Source organism: Bacillus sp. FSL W8-1141, assembly GCF_038593205.1.
Lineage (GTDB): Bacteria > Bacillota > Bacilli > Bacillales > Bacillaceae > Bacillus > Bacillus altitudinis.
In genome coordinates this window covers 123883-142861 of the sequence record NZ_CP151973.1, presented here as the reverse complement: position 1 = coordinate 142861, position 18979 = coordinate 123883, and the positions used below count along the sequence as shown (strand labels likewise).

The following is an 18979-nucleotide window of genomic DNA, read 5'->3' as shown; positions in this document are numbered from 1 at the left end:
TTATTTTCCTCCTTCCGCAGTATTCTTCTTAGTTGGAAGGACTTCTCCACGATAGATCCATACTTTTACGCCAAGCTTACCATAAGTAGTATCAGCTTCAGCAGTAGCATAGTCGATGTCAGCACGAAGTGTGTGCAATGGAACAGTACCTTCACTGTAATATTCAGAACGAGCAATATCTGCACCGCCAAGACGACCAGAAACCATTGTTTTGATTCCTTGTGCTCCAGCACGCATTGTGCGTTGGATTGTTTGTTTTTGTGCACGACGGAATGAAATACGATTTTCAAGTTGACGAGCGATGTTTTCAGCAACTAGCTGAGCATCAAGATCTGCTCTCTTGATTTCAAGAATGTTGATGTGTACACGTTTGCCAGTTAGGCTGTTAAGAGCTTTACGAAGTGCTTCAACTTCAGATCCGCCTTTACCAATTACCATACCTGGTTTAGCCGTGTGGATTGTGATATTTACGCGGTTTGCAGCACGTTCGATTTCTACTTTAGAAACAGACGCGTCAGACAAACGCTTGCTGATGAATTCACGGATTTTCAAGTCTTCATGTAAGAAGTCAGCGTAATCTTTTCCTGCGAACCATTTAGATTCCCAATCACGAATGACGCCAATACGAAGACCTACTGGATTTACCTTTTGACCCACGGATTATCCCTCCTTCTTTTCTGATACAACGATTGTAATGTGGCTAGTACGTTTATTAATTGCGCTCGCACGACCCATAGCACGTGGACGGAATCTCTTAAGTGTTGGACCTTCGTCAACGAATGCTTGAGTAATCACTAGGCTGTTAGCGTCCAACTCGTAGTTGTGCTCAGCATTTGCGATAGCAGATTTTAATACTTTTTCAATAATTGGTGAAGCAGCCTTTGGTGTAAGGTTTAAGATAGAAACTGCTTCTCCTACTTGCTTACCTCGGATCAGGTCCATTACTAGACGTGCTTTACGAGGAGCAATACGGACTGTTCTTGCGACAGCTTTAGCTTGCATTTAAAAGCCTCCTCTCATTAGCGTCTTGTTTTTTTATCGTCACTAGCATGACCTTTGTAAGTACGGCTTGGTGCGAATTCGCCCAATTTGTGACCTACCATATCTTCAGAAATGAAAACAGGTACATGTTTGCGTCCGTCATAGACAGCGATTGTGTGACCGATGAATTGTGGGAAAATTGTAGAACGACGAGACCAAGTTTTTACGACTTGCTTTTTGTCAGTTTCATTCAATTTCTCGACTTTAGCCATCAAATGATCATCAACAAATGGTCCTTTTTTTAAGCTGCGAGCCATTGTGGAACCTCCCTTCGTGATTGAACTACGGTCCTAAATGAACCGTAGACAACCCCGTTACTTGTTTTTACGACGACGTACAATGAATTTATCAGACTTGTTGGTTTTCTTACGAGTCTTGAATCCAAGAGTCGGTTTACCCCATGGAGACATTGGTGATTTACGTCCGATTGGAGCGCGTCCTTCACCACCGCCGTGTGGGTGATCGTTAGGGTTCATTACAGAACCACGAACTGTTGGGCGTACGCCTTTCCAGCGAGAACGTCCAGCTTTACCGATGTTGATTAGTTCGTGTTGTTCGTTTCCAACTTGACCGATAGTCGCACGGCAAGCAGAAAGGATCATGCGTACTTCACCAGAGTTCAAACGTACAAGAACGTATTTACCTTCTTTACCTAGAACTTGAGCAGAAGTACCAGCAGAACGAACTAATTGTCCACCTTTACCTGGTTTTAATTCAATGTTATGCACAACTGTACCAACTGGGATGTTGATAAGTGGAAGAGCATTACCTGGTTTGATGTCAGCTTCTGGTCCAGAAGTAACTTCAGTACCAACTTGGATTCCTTTCGGAGCAAGAATGTAACGTTTCTCACCATCTGCATAGTTTACAAGAGCGATGTTCGCTGAACGGTTTGGATCATACTCGATTGTAGCAACGCGTCCAGGTATACCGTCTTTATCACGCTTAAAGTCGATGATACGGTATTGACGTTTGTGACCGCCACCTTGATGACGAACAGTCAATCTACCTTGGTTGTTACGTCCGCCTTTTCTGTGAAGCGGTGCAAGCAACGATTTTTCTGGTTTGTCAGTCGTGATTTCAGCAAAATCTGAAGTAGTCATGCCACGACGACCATTACTGGTTGGTTTATACTTTTTAATCGCCATTTTGAATTTCCCTCCTTCTTTTTAAGATTTACGCTTCAAAAATTTCGATTTCTTTGCTGTCAGCAGTTAATTTCACGATCGCTTTTCTGCGACGGCTAGTCATACCAGTGTAGCGTCCAACGCGTTTTGATTTACCTTTGTAGTTTTGAACGTTGACTTTCTCAACTTTCACTCCAAAGATTTCTTCAACAGCGTCTTTCACTTCTGTCTTGTTAGCTCTGACATCAACTTCGAACGTGTACTTCTTCTCTGTCATTAGATCAGCAGAACGTTCAGTAATGATAGGGCGCTTTAGAACATCACGAGGATCTTTCATTATGCAAGTCCCTCCTCTACTTTTTCAACCGCTGCTTTAGTGATCAGAAGTTTGTCGTGGTTGACAACGTCAAGAACGTTGATACCGTTAGCTTCAACAACTGTTACTCCAGGGATGTTACGAGCAGATAAAGCAACTGTTTCGTTTGCATCCGCAGTGACGATCAACGCTTTCTTCTCAACAGATAACCCTTTAAGGATGCCTGCGAATTCTTTCGTTTTCACTGCATCAAGAGTAAGATCTTCAAGAACGATGATGTTGTTGTCGATTACTTTAGAAGACAATACTGACTTGATAGCCAAGCGGCGAACTTTTTTAGGTAATTTATAAGAATAGCTGCGTGGTGTTGGACCGAATACGATACCGCCTCCGCGCCATTGTGGTGAACGGATAGAACCTTGACGAGCACGACCTGTACCCTTCTGTCTCCAAGGTTTACGACCTCCGCCACGTACTTCAGAACGAGTTTTTACTTTGTGAGTTCCTTGACGTAAGGAAGCTCTTTGCATAAGAATAGCATCGAATACTACGCTTTCGTTTGGCTCAATTCCAAACACAGACGCGTTTAATTCGATTTCACCGTTAGTAGAACCGTTTTGGTTAAATAATGCTACTTTTGGCATGACTTGTTTCCTCCTTTCCTAAGAGAGTTATTTAGTTTTAACTGCACTCTTTACAGTTACTAGAGATTTTTTAGCTCCTGGTACGTTTCCTTTGATCAAAAGAAGATTGCGTTCTGCATCAACTTTAACGATCTCAAGATTTTGGACAGTGATTTGCTCTCCGCCCATACGTCCTGGAAGAAGTTTACCTTTGAATACTCGGTTTGGATCAACAGGTCCCATTGAACCAGGACGACGGTGGTAACGTGAACCGTGAGTCATTGGTCCGCGTGATTGTCCGTGGCGTTTGATAGCCCCTTGGAATCCTTTACCTTTTGATGTTCCTGTTACATCTACGATATCTCCATTTGCGAAAATATCAACTTTGACTTCCTGACCAACTTCATACGCATCTAACTCCACACCGCGTAATTCTTTTACGAAGCGCTTAGGAGCAGTTTCCGCTTTAGCAACGTGGCCTTTCTCTGGTTTGTTAGAAAGCTTCTCACGTTTGTCGTCAAAACCGATTTGGATTGCTTCATAGCCATCCGTGTCAGTAGTCTTCTTCTGAAGAACAACGTTAGCAGCAGCCTCAACAACAGTTACAGGGATAAGATCACCGTTTTCTGCGAATACTTGCGTCATACCAATTTTTCTACCTAAGATTCCTTTGGTCATTCGTCACACCTCCTATAATATGTGTTTTCTATTTGAATTAAAGTTTGATTTCGATATCTACACCGGATGGTAAATCTAAACGCATAAGTGCATCAACTGTTTGTGGAGTTGGATTCACGATGTCGATTAGACGTTTGTGAGTACGCATCTCAAATTGCTCACGAGAATCTTTGTACTTATGCACCGCACGAAGGATTGTGTAAACTGATTTTTCAGTTGGAAGCGGAATTGGACCAGATACACTAGCACCAGAACGCTTAGCCGTTTCAACAATCTTCTCAGCAGATTGATCAAGAATTCTATGATCATATGCTTTTAAACGAATACGAATTTTTTGTTTTGCCATTATTTTCCCTCCTTTTCGCCTACTTACGTTAGACAGTTCTCCGTGAGAAAAACCTGATCACCTTGCCATGGCAAAGCGGCCGGGTGTGTCAGCAACCTCTCACTTCATCGCAGTCAAAGACCAACATGCACTATTGTACCAAATTGGCCTGCGTGTTGCAATAATAAATCGGATAAATTTATGATTTGCACACTTTTCATATTATACAGGGGTTCAGCCTATAAATCAAGCTTTCCCTGAAGATGATGTGTAGCTGTCTTCCTGACGATACGAATAAATTCTTCTGGCTCTTCAATATGCGGAGAATGCGCAGATTCTTTAAAAGTAAACCACTCTTTTATTGGTGCTGTAAGTTGATCAACATATGGTTTTGATACAGCAGCTGGTGTAATCATGTCATGTTCCCCGATGATAAAGTAGCAAGGTATTAATATAGAAGAAACTCGGTATTGAATGCTTTCGTTCATCAGCTCGTCCCACAGCATATCCTGGCTATACTTCTGTCCCATAAGGAATTTCCACTTATCTTTTAGCTGATAATGCTTACTAACAAGAAATGCATACAGCATTTGAAAAAGTGGCTTCCACCTATGCGTGAGCCCTACTTTTGCGAACTCTTTGTATAGAGAGAACAAAGCATGAGCAGAGGTGCGTTTCCAAGGGGGTGGTGTCAGCAATTTTAGGCATCTAGTGAAGAAATGCTTTCCTTGATATTTTTGCAGAAGAAGTTCGTACGATACAACATCCTCTTTTAATACATCAACCACCTGACTAATTCCATAATAGGCATGATACAAATCTGGTCGTTTATGTACAGCTTGTATCGCAATTAATGATCCCCATGAATAACCCGCAATGTATATTTTCGTTTGATCATTATAAGAAAGCAGTTTTTCTGTAAGCTCAATCGTATCCTCTACGAATTGCCCAATGGTCATAGAAGACTCAGGAATGTTTTTTTGATAAGACAATCCTGCACCGCGCTGGTCCCAATGAACAACAGTGAAGTCTTGATCAAGTTCCTTATGAAAGGAATCGATATAACTCATTTGAGCTGAGCCTGGGCCACCGTGTAAAAATAATAAAACAGGTTTTGTTTTTTCTGCTTGATCTTCTTTTATCATAATCCATTGATCAAGCCCGCCAATCGGCCACTTTTTCAACATTGTCTTCGCCATTCCAGTGATCCTCTCGGTTCCATTTAGATTCTATAGCTTATAGTAGCCGTTATGCACTGGAAAAGCAAAAAAAGAGACCCTTTTGCAAGGAGTCTCTTTTAACTGTTATTACTTAATGATAGTAGAAACGACGCCAGAACCTACAGTACGTCCACCCTCACGGATAGAGAAACGAGTTCCTTCTTCGATAGCGATAGTAGAGATAAGTTCAACTTCCATCTCAGTGTTATCGCCAGGCATTACCATTTCAGTACCTTCTGGAAGATGTACGATACCAGTTACGTCAGTTGTACGGAAGTAGAACTGCGGACGGTAGTTAGTGAAGAATGGAGTGTGACGTCCACCCTCTTCTTTAGAAAGTACATAAACTTCAGCTTTGAAACGGCTATGTGGAGTGATTGTACCTGGTTTAGCAAGTACTTGACCACGTTGGATATCTTCACGAGATACACCACGAAGTAGTGCACCGATGTTGTCACCAGCTTCAGCATAGTCAAGAAGTTTACGGAACATTTCAACACCTGTAACAGTTGTTTTACCGTTTTCTTCTTGAAGACCGATGATTTCAACTTCGTCACCGACTTTAACTTGTCCACGCTCAACACGACCAGTAGCAACTGTTCCACGACCAGTGATTGAGAATACGTCCTCAACTGGCATCATGAATGGCTTCTCAGTGTCACGCTCTGGAGTTGGGATGTACTCATCAACCGCATCCATAAGTTCGAAGATTTTTGCTTCGTAATCAGCATCACCTTCAAGAGCTTTAAGAGCAGAACCTTTGATAACTGGTACATCGTCACCAGGGAAGTCATAGTCAGAAAGAAGGTCACGAACTTCCATTTCAACAAGTTCAAGTAACTCTTCATCGTCAACCATGTCACATTTGTTAAGGAATACTACGATGTAAGGAACACCTACGTTACGAGAAAGTAGGATGTGCTCACGTGTTTGTGGCATTGGACCATCAGCAGCAGATACTACTAAGATCGCGCCGTCCATTTGAGCAGCACCAGTGATCATGTTTTTAACATAGTCAGCGTGTCCTGGGCAGTCTACGTGTGCATAGTGACGAGTTTCAGTTTCATACTCAACGTGTGCAGTTGAGATTGTGATTCCACGCTCGCGCTCTTCTGGAGCACCATCGATTTGGTCATAAGCCATAGCTGTACCTTTACCAGATTTCTTATGAAGAACTGTTGAGATAGCAGCAGTTAGAGTTGTTTTACCATGGTCAACGTGTCCAATTGTACCAATGTTAGCATGCGATTTGGAACGGTCGAATTTTTCTTTAGCCATTCTAAAAATCCTCCTTAAAGGTTCATTGTATTTGGTATGAGTGATAGAAAGTGAAGAGTTACCTCCCACTTTCTGATCTTCAATAGTAGTTATACTTTAGTTTAAAGGCAAAATCAATTATTCACCTTTATTTTTTTTGATGATTTCTTCACTGATGCTCTTAGGCACTTCTTCGTAGTGATCCATGTGCATAGTGAAAGTACCGCGTCCTTGTGTGTTAGAACGGAGTGCAGTTGCATATCCGAACATTTCAGAAAGTGGAACCATAGCGCGAACAACTTGAGCGTTACCGCGAGCTTCCATACCTTCTACACGTCCACGACGAGATGTGATATCACCCATGATGTCTCCCATGTATTCTTCTGGGATAACGACTTCTACTTTCATCATTGGCTCAAGTAGAACTGGGTTACATTTGCTGACAGCATTTTTCAATGCCATAGATGCAGCAATTTTAAACGCCATTTCGTTAGAGTCAACATCGTGGTAAGATCCATCGAATAATTTTGCTTTGATGTCGATTAATGGGAATCCAGCTAATACACCATTTTCTAGTGAATCTTCAAGACCTGCTTGAATTGCTGGAATGTATTCACGTGGAACAACCCCACCGACGATTGCATTTGTGAATTCGAAGCCTGCGCCTTCTTCGTTTGGTTCGAATTCGATCCAAACGTGTCCGAACTGACCGCGTCCACCAGACTGACGTACGAATTTACCTTCAACTTTTGCACTAGAACGGAATGTTTCACGGTACGCAACTTGAGGAGCACCTACGTTAGCTTCAACCTTGAACTCACGCTTCATACGGTCAACAATGATATCAAGGTGAAGCTCACCCATACCAGAGATGATCGTTTGACCAGTTTCAGTGTTTGTTTGTGTACGGAATGTTGGATCCTCTTCAGCTAGTTTAGCTAAAGCGATACCCATTTTATCTTGGTCAGCCTTAGATTTTGGCTCGATAGCTACATCGATAACTGGCTCTGGGAATTCCATAGACTCAAGGATAACAAGATTTTTCTCGTCACAAAGAGTATCACCAGTAGATGTATCTTTAAGACCAACAGCTGCTGCGATATCCCCTGCATATACAGTAGAGATTTCTTCACGGCTGTTTGCGTGCATTTGAAGGATACGTCCAACACGCTCACGCTTGTTCTTAGAAGAGTTCTTCACGTAAGAACCAGAATCAAGTGTTCCAGAGTATACGCGGAAGAAAGTTAGTTTCCCAACATAAGGGTCAGTCATAACTTTAAATGCAAGAGCTGCGAATGGTGCGTCATCAGTAGACTCACGTACAACCTCTTCATTTGTATCTGGCAATGTACCTTTGATTGCAGCAACATCAGTTGGTGCAGGAAGGTAGTCAAGCACAGCGTCAAGTACAAGCTGAACACCTTTGTTTTTGAAAGCAGATCCAACAAGAACTGGGTAGAATTCAACATTCAAAGTTCCTTTACGGATTGCAGCTTTCAATTCAGGAATTGTGATTTCTTCACCCTCAAGGTATTTTTCCATAAGCTCTTCATCAAGCTCAGCGACAGCTTCAATTAAGCTACTGCGAAGCTCTTCAGCTTTGTCTTTATACTCAGCAGGGATTTCTTGTGCATCAGAGCGAGTTCCAAGGTCATCTTCGTAGAAGTATGCTACGTTTTCTACAAGGTCGATGATTCCTTCGAATTGATCTTCAGCGCCGATCGGCAATTGAATTGCATGAGCGTTCGCTTGAAGACGATCTCTTAATGTGCTTACAGAGTAAAGGAAGTCCGCACCGGTTTTATCCATTTTGTTAACGAATACGATACGAGGTACTCCGTAAGTTGTTGCTTGGCGCCAAACTGTTTCAGTTTGAGGCTCTACACCTGATTGTGCATCAAGAACAGCAACCGCACCATCAAGTACACGCAAAGAACGTTCAACTTCAACAGTGAAGTCTACGTGTCCTGGTGTATCAATGATGTTTACACGGTAACCTTTCCATTGTGCTGTAGTAGCAGCAGAAGTGATTGTAATACCACGTTCTTGCTCCTGCTCCATCCAGTCCATTTGTGAAGCTCCTTCGTGAGTTTCACCAATTTTATGGATACGACCAGTGTAGTACAAGATACGCTCAGTCGTTGTCGTTTTACCGGCATCGATGTGAGCCATGATACCAATATTACGAGTTTTGTCTAAGGAGAACTCTCTTGCCATTGGGTAATTTCTCCTTCCTTATTAGGGAATAGTTTTTTTAGTTTGGTATAAATCCTACCAGCGGTAGTGAGCGAATGCTTTGTTCGCTTCTGCCATTTTGTGTGTATCTTCACGTTTCTTAACAGCAGCACCAGTGTTGTTAGCTGCGTCAAGGATTTCGTTAGCAAGACGCTCTTCCATCGTTTTTTCTCCACGAAGACGAGCGTAGTTTACTAACCAGCGAAGACCTAAAGTCGTACGACGATCTGGGCGAACTTCTACAGGAACTTGGTAGTTAGCTCCACCTACACGACGTGCTTTAACTTCAAGAACTGGCATGATGTTTTTCAAGGCTTGTTCGAAAACCTCCATCGCTTCATTACCAGTACGTTCTTTGATGATATCAAATGACTTGTAGAGAATAGTTTGTGACTTTCCTCTTTTACCGTCGATCATCATTTTGTTGATCAAACGAGATACAAGTTTAGAATTGTAAATTGGATCTGGCAAAACGTCTCTTTTTGCTACAGGACCTTTACGTGGCATCTGAATAGCCTCCCTTCTCTTTTAAAAGGATTTCTATCTGTCTTTCATCTCAATTTCATTGTCAGCTGCCTGACTCCACTGATCTGAACTCAACTTCTAAAAACCCTTATGTTTGTTTATATTATTTGCTTTGTTTAGGGCGTTTTGTTCCGTATTTAGAACGTCCTTGCATACGACCGTCAACTCCGGCAGTATCAAGCGCACCACGAACGATGTGGTAACGTACACCCGGTAAGTCTTTTACACGTCCGCCACGGATAAGTACTACACTGTGCTCTTGTAGGTTATGTCCGATACCAGGAATGTAAGCTGTTACCTCAATCAGGTTAGACAAACGTACACGAGCATATTTACGTAGTGCTGAGTTTGGTTTTTTCGGTGTCATTGTACCGACACGAGTACAAACCCCGCGCTTCTGTGGAGATGTTACGTTAGTGTGCTCTTTTTTGAAACTGTTGTATCCTTTGTTAAGTGCAGGAGACTTTGAGTTTTCAACTTTACTCACGCGTCCTTTGCGTATTAGCTGATTAATTGTAGGCATGTTGTTATTCCTCCCTTCATTACTTTTTTTATAACCCACATACCCAGGTGGTTCATCAAAAGGCAAAAAACAATGCTTTTGCATTTTAAGCATGCAAAAACAAAACAAGTACGCTATAACATAATGGCAACAGCTGCTGCCCCAACTTCAATTCCGCAGGCCTTGCCGAGCTTTTTCATGGAATCTACCACTAAAATGTCTACACCCTTCTCTTGCGCTAGTTTCATTACACTAGCGGTTAAAGCAGGATCAGCATCTTTCGCTACGACGATTTCCTTCACTGAATCTCGTTTCAGAGCTTTTACTGTTTGCTTCGTACCAATAATAATGGATTGAGCCTGTGATACTTTATCATAAGACATCGAATATCCTCCAAAGTAACAGGTTTTATTTTGAGCACCTTGGTTATATTATCATCATGGCAGAAGGATGTCAATATCGTTTGACAGATTATCTTGACATCCTTCACCATTTTTTGATGATTTTTATAGAAATCTTAAGAGAAAGATTACTCTACAGGAACCATATCGTCAGACGGCTGCACTTGTGAAACCGGCTTAACTTTACGGTAGTTTGGCATTCCAGTTCCAGCAGGAACAAGTTTACCGATGATGACATTCTCTTTCAAGCCAAGCAGTTCATCACGTTTTCCTTTGATCGCCGCATCTGTTAGGACACGAGTCGTTTCTTGGAAGGATGCTGCAGACAAGAATGAGTCTGTTTCAAGCGATGCTTTTGTAATACCAAGAAGAACTGGACGACCTGTTGCAGGACGTTTGCCTTCGAATAGTACTTTTTTGTTCGCTTCTGTGAATTGGTGTACATCAAGAAGTGTGCCTGGTAATACATCTGTATCCCCTGCATCAGCGACACGCACTTTACGAAGCATTTGGCGAACCATTACTTCTACGTGCTTATCTCCGATTTCTACCCCTTGCATACGGTATACTTTTTGTACTTCATGAAGCAGATATTCTTGAACAGCTGTCATATCAGTCACTTTAAGAAGTTCTTTCGGATCGATTGAACCTTCTGTCAGTACTTGACCACGAGTGACTTTGTCACCTTCAACAACTTTCAGACGTGCATTGTAAGGAGCTGTGTAAGAGCGAGTTTCAACTTCGCCTTGAACCACAATTTCCTGTTGCTTGTCACGAACATCGTTAATTTCAGCAACGACACCATCAATTTCAGAAATGGTTGCCTGCCCTTTCGGATTACGCGCTTCAAATAACTCTTGGATACGAGGTAAACCTTGAGTGATATCGTCTCCTGCTACCCCACCGGTATGGAACGTACGCATTGTAAGCTGTGTTCCTGGCTCACCGATCGATTGTGCAGCGATGATTCCAACTGCTTCACCGACTTCAACGTCAGTACCAGTTGCAAGGTTACGGCCGTAGCATCGTTTACATACACCATGAGGCGTGTTACATGTAAATGCAGAACGGATCCATACTTCTTCGATTCCTGCTTCAACTACTTCAAGTGCTTTATCTTCATCAATTAGTTCGTTTTCGCCAACAATGACTTCGCCCGTTTCAGGGTGAACAATTGGTTTTCTTGCAAAACGTCCGATCAGACGTTCTTCAAGTTTCTCAATAATTTCATTTCCTTCTTTAATGGACTTCGCCAAGATTCCACGGTCTGTACCGCAATCTGTTTCGCGGATGATAACATCCTGCGCAACGTCAACGAGACGACGCGTGAGGTAACCTGAGTCAGCTGTTTTAAGAGCTGTATCGGCAAGACCTTTACGCGCTCCGTGAGTAGAAATAAAGTATTCCAATACGGTTAAACCTTCACGGAAACTAGATTTGATCGGAAGTTCAATGATACGTCCAGCCGGGTTGGCCATCAGACCACGCATACCAGCCAGCTGAGTGAAGTTAGATGCGTTACCACGCGCTCCAGAGTCACTCATCATGTAGATAGGGTTGACTTCATCAAGGGACTTCATCAGTTTACCTTGGATGACATCTTTAGAAGAACTCCAGATCGAAATGACTCTCTCGTAACGCTCTTCTTCAGTAATCAAACCACGTCTGAATTGCTTCATGACGTTATCTACTTTTGCTTGCGCTTCTTCGAGGATCTTCTGTTTATCATCTAATACGACGATATCAGACACCCCAACCGTAATACCCGCTTTAGTAGAGTATTTGAAACCAAGATTTTTCATGCGGTCAAGCATTTTAGATGTCTCAGTGATATGGAATCTCTTAAAGATTTCCGCAATGATTTTACCTAAAATACCTTTTTTGAACGGCGCATTGATTTCTTGTTTCTCGATCGCAGCTTTGACATCTTCACCTTTTTCAAGGAAGAAGCGGTCAGGCGTTTTTTCTTCAATATTGCTCTTTGTCGGCTCATTCATGTAAGGGAATGATTCCGGTAAGATTTCGTTAAAGATTAGTTTTCCAACTGTTGTAATCAACAATTTAGAACGCTGTTCATCAGTGAATGTCACATTCTTCAACGAGTTAGCTGCAACAGCTACACGTGTATGAAGATGCACATACCCATTTTGATAAGCTAGAAGGGCTTCGTTCGTATCTTTGAAGACCATACCTTCTCCGATAGCACCTTTACGCTCAAGTGTAAGGTAGTAGTTACCTAGCACCATATCCTGAGATGGCGTAACAACAGGTTTTCCATCTTTCGGGTTCAAAATGTTTTGAGCAGCAAGCATTAAGATACGAGCTTCAGCTTGAGCTTCAGCAGATAATGGTACGTGAACCGCCATTTGGTCACCATCAAAGTCAGCGTTGTAGGCAGTACATACAAGTGGATGCAGACGAATTGCGCGTCCTTCCACAAGTGTAGGTTCAAACGCTTGAATACCAAGTCTGTGAAGAGTTGGTGCACGGTTTAGTAAGACTGGATGCTCACGAATCACTGATTCTAAAACATCCCAAACTTCCGGCTGCACGCGCTCAATCTTACGTTTCGCGCTCTTAATGTTGTGAGCTAATCCTTTTTCAACAAGCTCCTTCATCACGAATGGTTTGAATAGTTCAAGAGCCATTTCTTTCGGAAGTCCACACTGATACATTTTCAAATGTGGTCCAACGACGATAACGGAACGTCCAGAATAGTCAACACGTTTACCAAGCAAGTTTTGACGGAAACGCCCTTGTTTCCCTTTCAGCATGTGAGAAAGAGATTTCAATGGTCTATTTCCTGGTCCTGTTACTGGTCGGCCTCTACGTCCATTATCAATCAAGGCATCGACAGCTTCTTGAAGCATACGCTTCTCGTTCTGAACGATGATGCTTGGCGCGCCAAGATCTAATAAACGTTTCAGACGATTGTTACGGTTGATGACACGACGATAAAGGTCGTTCAAGTCAGAAGTAGCAAAACGTCCGCCATCAAGCTGAACCATTGGACGTAATTCTGGTGGAATAACCGGAAGTACATCAAGGATCATCCAAGACGGTTTGTTTCCTGAGTTACGGAAAGCTTCCAACACTTCAAGGCGTTTGATCGCACGTGTACGACGCTGTCCTTGAGCTGTTTTTAGCTCTTCTTTGAGTGTATCTACTTCTTTTACAAGATCGATATCTTGAAGAAGTTTGTTAATTGCTTCTGCACCCATAGCTGCTTGGAAGGTGTTACCGTATTTATCTAAATAAGCACGGAATTCTTTCTCAGAAAGAAGTTGTTTCTTCTCAAGCGGTGTGTTGCCCGGATCAGTCACGACGTAAGAAGCGAAGTAAATCACTTCTTCTAACGCACGTGGTGACATATCTAGAACAAGACCCATACGGCTTGGGATACCTTTGAAATACCAAATGTGGGAAACTGGGGCAGCCAGTTCGATATGCCCCATTCTCTCACGACGGACTTTTGCCCGTGTTACTTCTACACCACAACGGTCACATACAACACCCTTATAACGAACGCGTTTATACTTTCCACAATGACATTCCCAGTCTTTTTGCGGTCCGAAGATACGTTCACAAAAGAGACCATCTTTTTCCGGTTTCAGTGTACGATAGTTAATCGTTTCAGGCTTTTTCACTTCACCAAAAGACCAAGAACGGATTTTATCAGGTGATGCGAGACCGATGTTCATATACTCAAAATTGTTCACATCTAGCAAGGGGCCTACCTCCCTTTTAATCTTCGGGTTATACCCTAGTCACTTGCTCTAATCGTTTCTGCTATTCTTTTGTGACTGCGTCACGTTCAAGATCGACAGGTGCGAGGTCTGCAGCATCTTCGTCATTAGATAACGCTAATCCGTCTGCTTTCTTCGTTTCCTCATCGTCTTCTAAATCTCTCATTTCTATCTCTTCTTCATCGCCAGATAGGATTTTCACATCCATACCTAAACTTTGAAGTTCTTTAATTAATACTTTGAATGATTCAGGGACACCTGGTTCAGGTACGTTATCCCCTTTGACGATCGCTTCGTATGTTTTCACACGACCCACAACGTCATCCGATTTTACAGTTAAGATTTCTTGAAGTGTATATGCTGCACCGTAAGCTTCAAGTGCCCATACTTCCATCTCTCCGAAACGCTGTCCACCAAACTGTGCTTTACCGCCCAGTGGCTGCTGCGTAACAAGTGAGTATGGTCCAGTTGAACGAGCGTGAAGTTTATCGTCAACCATGTGAGCCAGTTTGATCATGTACATGATTCCGACTGATACACGGTTATCGAATGGTTCACCAGTTCGACCGTCATAAAGGACTGTTTTCGCATCACGGGACATACCTGCTTCTTCAAGCGTTTCCCAAACATCTTCCTCACGAGCACCATCAAATACTGGTGACGCAATGTGGATGCCTAGGTAACGTGCAGCCATACCCATATGAAGCTCAAGTACCTGACCGATATTCATACGAGATGGTACCCCTAGAGGGTTTAACATGATATCAATCGGTGTTCCATCTGGAAGATACGGCATATCTTCTTCTGGAAGGATTTTAGAGATAACACCTTTGTTACCATGTCGTCCGGCCATTTTGTCACCTTCAGAAATTTTACGCTTCTGAACGATGTATACACGGACTAACTGGTTAACACCTGGTGGTAATTCATCTCCATCTTCACGGTTAAAGACTTTGACATCGTGGATGATTCCGCCGCCGCCGTGTGGTACACGTAGAGACGTATCACGTACTTCACGAGCCTTTTCACCAAAGATTGCATGTAATAGACGTTCTTCAGCTGTTAGTTCTGTTACACCTTTAGGCGTTACTTTCCCGACAAGAAGATCTCCGTCTTTTACTTCTGCACCAATACGGATGATTCCACGCTCGTCAAGGTTGCGTAAAGCATCTTCCCCAACGTTTGGAATATCACGCGTAATTTCTTCTGGTCCAAGCTTTGTATCACGAGCTTCTGATTCATATTCTTCAATATGAATAGAAGTGTAGACGTCATCTTTTACAAGGCGCTCACTCATAATGATCGCATCCTCATAGTTGTAACCGTCCCAAGTCATGAAGCCGACCATGACGTTACGTCCTAGAGCCAATTCACCTTTTTCCATAGAAGGACCGTCTGCAAGGATTTCTCCTTTGACGACTTCATCTCCAACACTTACAATTGGGCGCTGGTTGTAGCAAGTCCCTTGGTTAGAGCGGACAAATTTCAGCAAGCTGTATTTGTCTAGGTTTCCTTTGACTTGTTGTCCGTCAACGTCTTCATAACGGCGAACCCAAATATTCTTCGCTTCAACACGTTCTACAACACCTGGGTAACGACAGATCACAGCAGCACCAGAGTCTTTACCTGATACATACTCCATACCTGTACCAACAATCGGTGATTCCGGCTGCATCAAAGGCACAGCCTGACGTTGCATGTTCGCTCCCATTAGAGCACGGTTAGAGTCATCGTTTTCTAAGAATGGGATACATGCTGTCGCTGCAGAAACAACCTGCTTCGGCGAAACGTCCATGTAGTCAACGCGGTTTCGAGGAACAACGGTGTTTTCCCCTCTGAAACGAGCGATAATGTTATCATCGATAAACGAACCATCATCAGCTAGCTGAGCGTTCGCTTGTGCTACAACGTAGTTATCCTCTTCATCAGCGGTTAAGTAATCGATTCTCGGCGTCACTTTACCTGTTTCAGGATCAACCCGACGGTAAGGTGTTTCGATAAATCCGAAGCGGTTCACTTTCGCAAATGAAGATAGAGAGTTGATCAAACCAATGTTTGGACCCTCTGGTGTTTCAATCGGACACATACGACCATAGTGAGAATAGTGAACGTCACGAACTTCCATTCCTGCACGCTCACGTGTCAAACCACCCGGTCCAAGCGCTGATAGACGACGTTTGTGTGTCAATTCAGCAAGCGGGTTTGTTTGATCCATGAACTGAGAAAGCTGAGAGCTACCAAAGAACTCTTTGATAGAAGCGATCACAGGACGGATGTTGATCAGCTGCTGAGGTGTGATCGTGTTCGTGTCTTGAATCGACATTCTTTCACGAACAACACGCTCCATTCTGCTTAAACCAATACGGAATTGATTTTGCAGAAGTTCACCTACAGAACGCAGACGACGGTTACCAAGGTGATCGATATCATCTGTGTCACCTACTCCATGAAGCAGGTTAAAGAAGTAACTGATTGAAGCAATGATGTCAGAAGGCGTGATGTTCTTCACAGCTTCCTCTACATATGCATTACCAATCACGTTGATCACTTGCTCGCCTTCTTGATCAGTTGGTGCATAAATCTTGATAGATTGAAGTTCTACTTCATCCTCTACTACGCCACCATTTGGATAAAGCTTTCTAAATCCGATGCCGTTTTCTAAGTATGGAAGAACTTTATCAAGCACTCTTCTATCTAAAATTTGACCTTTTTCTGCTAGGATTTCACCTGTTTCAGGATCAACTAGCGTTTCAGCCAATTTTTGATTGAATAGTCTATTTTTAATATGAAGCTTCTTATTAATCTTGTAGCGTCCAACATTTGCTAAGTCATATCTCTTCGGATCAAAGAAGCGAGAGTCTAGCAAGCTTTTCGCATTTTCAACAGTTGGCGGCTCTCCGGGACGAAGACGCTCGTAGATTTCGAGAAGTGCTTTATCGGCATTCTCTGTATTGTCCTTTTCCAACGTGTTGCGTAAGTATTCATTCTCGCCAATGAGGTCAAGAATCTCTTGATCAGAGCTGAAGCCGAGAGCACGCAAAAGAACCGTAACCGGCAACTTACGTGTGCGATCGATGCGTACATAGACTACATCCTTCGCATCAGTTTCGTATTCTAACCATGCGCCACGGTTTGGAATGACAGTCGCAGTAAAACCTTTTTTACCGTTTTTGTCTACTTTACCACTGAAATATACACTTGGAGAACGTACTAACTGAGAAACGATTACACGTTCCGCACCATTAATGATAAAAGTACCTGTGTCTGTCATGATTGGGAAATCACCCATAAACACATCTTGGTCTTTTACTTCTCCAGTTTCTTTGTTAATTAAACGAACTTTTACTCTTAGTGGAGCAGAGTAAGTTACATCACGTTCTTTTGATTCTGCTACAGGATACTTAGGATCCCCTAGGCTGTAATCAATGAATTCAAGAGAAAGGTTACCAGTAAAATCCTCAATTGGGGATATATCTTGAAACATCTCTCTAAGACCCTCATCAAGAAACCACTGATAAGAAGAGGTTTGAATTTCAATGAGATTTGGTAATTCTAACACTTCGCTTATGCGTGCGTAGCTTCTGCGCTGGCGGTGTCGTCCATACTGAACTAGTTGACCTGTCAACTGATTCACCCCTCAAATCATGCGTATTATATGTGTAAAAAGTATTTCTGTCTTTCAAATGTCAGTAAAGAAATACTTTTACAAGACAAAAGAAAAAAGGGTTTCTAAAATAAGAAAACCACATCCAAAAACAAATACCGATTTTATTAGTTTTCCCAAGTATGCATAATTTATACAAAATAGTTGTTTTTTAAGCCTATCAAGCAAAATATACACATTGGCATTTTATAATGTTAACACAGCTAGGAAACTGCGTCAAACTTTTTTAGCTTTGATAATATAGTAGCCCTTTTTTTTCATAACGACCGTCACTTCTCCAAAAAGCTGCTCTAATTTCTCAATCGCAGATGGTCCACCTTGTTTTTTCTGAATAACCACCCACAACTCACCTTCCGGCAATAAATGATCAGCACTTTTTTCAAAGATCGCATGTACTACTTTCTTCCCTGCCCGTATTGGGGGATTGGTCAGTATAGAGGCAAAAGCAGCTGATGAATGAACATTCGAGAACAAATCACTTTGATAGATGCGGACATTATCAATGCGATTATGCTTAGCGTTTTCCTTTGAAAGTTCGACTGCTCTTTCGTTCACATCAATCATATGAATGGTGCGGCCTGTCATTTCGTTTGCTAACGATAAGCCGATCGGTCCATAACCGCAACCGACATCTAAGACGTCGCCATCCAAGTCAGGTTCTTCAAAAGCTTCAATTAAAAGCCTCGAACCATAGTCGACTTCTTTCTTAGAAAACACTCCACTGTCACTTGTAAAAGTAAAGCTACGGTTTCTCAAGGTGAAGTCCCATGTCTGTTTATTGCTTTTCACTGATGGCTTTTCCGTATAATAGTGGTCACTCATGGTGAATGGACCTCCTCTGGATTCAATCGTTTCAGGAGATAAGAAAAGAAAAAGCCCGCCAGTAAAAGCGAGCTTTCCCAAAAGATTAGGCGAAGATTACTTAACTTCTACAGAAGCGCCAACTTCTTCAAGCTTAGCTTTAAGTTCTTCAGCTTCTTCTTTAGCAATACCTTCTTTAAGTGGTTTTGGAGTGTTGTCAACAAGTTCTTTAGCTTCTTTCAAGCCAAGACCAGTGATTTCACGAACCACTTTGATAACTTTGATTTTTTGGTCTCCAGCACCAGCAAGTACTAGATCAAAATCAGTTTTTTCTTCAGCAGCAGCACCGCCACCAGCAGCTACAGCTACAGGAGCAGCAGCAGTTACGCCAAATTCTTCTTCGATTGCTTTTACTAAGTCGTTTAACTCAAGTACAGTTGCTTCTTTAACTGAAGCAATGATTTCTTCGATATTTAAAGCCATTTGTAATTCCTCCATTTTAAGTTTTTTTACGTCAA

At 42.4% G+C, this 18979-nt stretch carries 18 protein-coding genes; all 18 read right to left on the bottom strand.

The window, feature by feature from the left end:
* Nucleotides 1–657 carry a 30S ribosomal protein S3 gene (gene rpsC / locus NSQ52_RS00765; RefSeq protein ID WP_003217241.1) on the bottom strand — a complete coding sequence of 219 codons (657 nt, stop codon included), beginning with the start codon at nt 655–657 and terminating at the stop codon, nt 1–3.
* Nucleotides 658–660: 3 nt separating this feature from the next.
* Nucleotides 661–1002 (bottom strand): 50S ribosomal protein L22, encoded by a 342-nt coding sequence (rplV, locus tag NSQ52_RS00760; RefSeq protein WP_007496316.1) that lies wholly within the window; start codon nt 1000–1002, stop codon nt 661–663.
* Between the two features lie 17 nt (nt 1003–1019).
* Nucleotides 1020–1298 (bottom strand): 30S ribosomal protein S19, encoded by a 279-nt coding sequence (gene rpsS, locus NSQ52_RS00755; RefSeq protein WP_003216920.1) that lies wholly within the window; start codon nt 1296–1298, stop codon nt 1020–1022.
* Between the two features lie 57 nt (nt 1299–1355).
* Complete coding sequence (gene rplB / locus NSQ52_RS00750) at nt 1356–2189, bottom strand: 50S ribosomal protein L2 (protein ID WP_007496314.1); 834 nt, start codon at nt 2187–2189, stop codon at nt 1356–1358.
* 28 nt (nt 2190–2217) lie between these two features.
* Nucleotides 2218–2505 (bottom strand): 50S ribosomal protein L23, encoded by a 288-nt coding sequence (gene rplW, locus NSQ52_RS00745; RefSeq protein ID WP_003217016.1) that lies wholly within the window; start codon nt 2503–2505, stop codon nt 2218–2220.
* Nucleotides 2505–3128 (bottom strand): 50S ribosomal protein L4, encoded by a 624-nt coding sequence (gene rplD, locus NSQ52_RS00740; RefSeq protein WP_007496312.1) that lies wholly within the window; start codon nt 3126–3128, stop codon nt 2505–2507. The genes rplW and rplD overlap by 1 nt, the downstream gene beginning before the upstream one ends.
* Before the next feature lie 27 nt (nt 3129–3155).
* Entirely contained in the window at nt 3156–3785 is a 630-nt protein-coding gene (gene rplC / locus NSQ52_RS00735; protein WP_007496311.1) for a 50S ribosomal protein L3, read from the bottom strand.
* A 37-nt stretch (nt 3786–3822) separates the two neighbouring features.
* Entirely contained in the window at nt 3823–4131 is a 309-nt protein-coding gene (gene rpsJ / locus NSQ52_RS00730) for a 30S ribosomal protein S10 (protein WP_003156464.1), read from the bottom strand.
* 218 nt (nt 4132–4349) lie between these two features.
* Nucleotides 4350–5309, bottom strand: a complete 960-nt coding sequence (locus NSQ52_RS00725) for an alpha/beta hydrolase (protein ID WP_268383250.1) — start codon at nt 5307–5309, stop codon at nt 4350–4352.
* Between the two features lie 108 nt (nt 5310–5417).
* Nucleotides 5418–6608: an elongation factor Tu gene (gene tuf / locus NSQ52_RS00720; RefSeq protein ID WP_007496302.1), complete on the bottom strand. Its 1191-nt coding sequence runs from the start codon at nt 6606–6608 to the stop codon at nt 5418–5420.
* A gap of 117 nt (nt 6609–6725) precedes the next feature.
* Nucleotides 6726–8804, bottom strand: a complete 2079-nt coding sequence (fusA, locus tag NSQ52_RS00715; protein WP_007496301.1) for an elongation factor G — start codon at nt 8802–8804, stop codon at nt 6726–6728.
* A gap of 54 nt (nt 8805–8858) precedes the next feature.
* Complete coding sequence (gene rpsG, locus NSQ52_RS00710; RefSeq protein WP_003216884.1) at nt 8859–9329, bottom strand: 30S ribosomal protein S7; 471 nt, start codon at nt 9327–9329, stop codon at nt 8859–8861.
* 121 nt (nt 9330–9450) lie between these two features.
* On the bottom strand, nt 9451–9870 hold the full coding sequence (rpsL, locus tag NSQ52_RS00705) for a 30S ribosomal protein S12 (protein ID WP_003216962.1): 420 nt from the start codon (nt 9868–9870) through the stop codon (nt 9451–9453).
* Between the two features lie 113 nt (nt 9871–9983).
* On the bottom strand, nt 9984–10232 hold the full coding sequence (locus tag NSQ52_RS00700) for a 50S ribosomal protein L7ae-like protein (protein WP_008345416.1): 249 nt from the start codon (nt 10230–10232) through the stop codon (nt 9984–9986).
* 146 nt (nt 10233–10378) lie between these two features.
* Nucleotides 10379–13978, bottom strand: a complete 3600-nt coding sequence (gene rpoC, locus NSQ52_RS00695) for a DNA-directed RNA polymerase subunit beta' (protein ID WP_007496298.1) — start codon at nt 13976–13978, stop codon at nt 10379–10381.
* 61 nt (nt 13979–14039) lie between these two features.
* Nucleotides 14040–17621 (bottom strand): DNA-directed RNA polymerase subunit beta, encoded by a 3582-nt coding sequence (gene rpoB / locus NSQ52_RS00690; protein ID WP_024425866.1) that lies wholly within the window; start codon nt 17619–17621, stop codon nt 14040–14042.
* A 255-nt stretch (nt 17622–17876) separates the two neighbouring features.
* Nucleotides 17877–18482, bottom strand: coding sequence for a class I SAM-dependent methyltransferase (locus NSQ52_RS00685; RefSeq protein ID WP_007496296.1), 606 nt, complete (start codon nt 18480–18482; stop codon nt 17877–17879).
* Between the two features lie 96 nt (nt 18483–18578).
* Nucleotides 18579–18944, bottom strand: a complete 366-nt coding sequence (gene rplL, locus NSQ52_RS00680) for a 50S ribosomal protein L7/L12 (RefSeq protein WP_008345418.1) — start codon at nt 18942–18944, stop codon at nt 18579–18581.
* Nucleotides 18945–18979: the final 35 nt, after the last annotated feature.

What these genes read in the sequence shown, in the direction of transcription:
- rplW (WP_003217016.1), bottom strand. Translation starts at nt 2,505, where the DNA reads ATGAAAGATCCTCGTGATGTTCTAAAGCGCCCTATCATTACTGAACGT.
- rplD (WP_007496312.1), bottom strand. Translation starts at nt 3,128, where the DNA reads ATGCCAAAAGTAGCATTATTTAACCAAAACGGTTCTACTAACGGTGAA.
- rpsL (WP_003216962.1), bottom strand. Translation starts at nt 9,870, where the DNA reads ATGCCTACAATTAATCAGCTAATACGCAAAGGACGCGTGAGTAAAGTT.
- NSQ52_RS00700 (WP_008345416.1), bottom strand. Translation starts at nt 10,232, where the DNA reads ATGTCTTATGATAAAGTATCACAGGCTCAATCCATTATTATTGGTACG.
- rplB (WP_007496314.1), bottom strand. Translation starts at nt 2,189, where the DNA reads ATGGCGATTAAAAAGTATAAACCAACCAGTAATGGTCGTCGTGGCATG.
- tuf (WP_007496302.1), bottom strand. Translation starts at nt 6,608, where the DNA reads ATGGCTAAAGAAAAATTCGACCGTTCCAAATCGCATGCTAACATTGGT.
- NSQ52_RS00685 (WP_007496296.1), bottom strand. Translation starts at nt 18,482, where the DNA reads ATGAGTGACCACTATTATACGGAAAAGCCATCAGTGAAAAGCAATAAA.
- fusA (WP_007496301.1), bottom strand. Translation starts at nt 8,804, where the DNA reads ATGGCAAGAGAGTTCTCCTTAGACAAAACTCGTAATATTGGTATCATG.
- rpsG (WP_003216884.1), bottom strand. Translation starts at nt 9,329, where the DNA reads ATGCCACGTAAAGGTCCTGTAGCAAAAAGAGACGTTTTGCCAGATCCA.
- rpsS (WP_003216920.1), bottom strand. Translation starts at nt 1,298, where the DNA reads ATGGCTCGCAGCTTAAAAAAAGGACCATTTGTTGATGATCATTTGATG.
- NSQ52_RS00725 (WP_268383250.1), bottom strand. Translation starts at nt 5,309, where the DNA reads ATGGCGAAGACAATGTTGAAAAAGTGGCCGATTGGCGGGCTTGATCAA.
- rplL (WP_008345418.1), bottom strand. Translation starts at nt 18,944, where the DNA reads ATGGCTTTAAATATCGAAGAAATCATTGCTTCAGTTAAAGAAGCAACT.
- rpsJ (WP_003156464.1), bottom strand. Translation starts at nt 4,131, where the DNA reads ATGGCAAAACAAAAAATTCGTATTCGTTTAAAAGCATATGATCATAGA.
- rplV (WP_007496316.1), bottom strand. Translation starts at nt 1,002, where the DNA reads ATGCAAGCTAAAGCTGTCGCAAGAACAGTCCGTATTGCTCCTCGTAAA.
- rplC (WP_007496311.1), bottom strand. Translation starts at nt 3,785, where the DNA reads ATGACCAAAGGAATCTTAGGTAGAAAAATTGGTATGACGCAAGTATTC.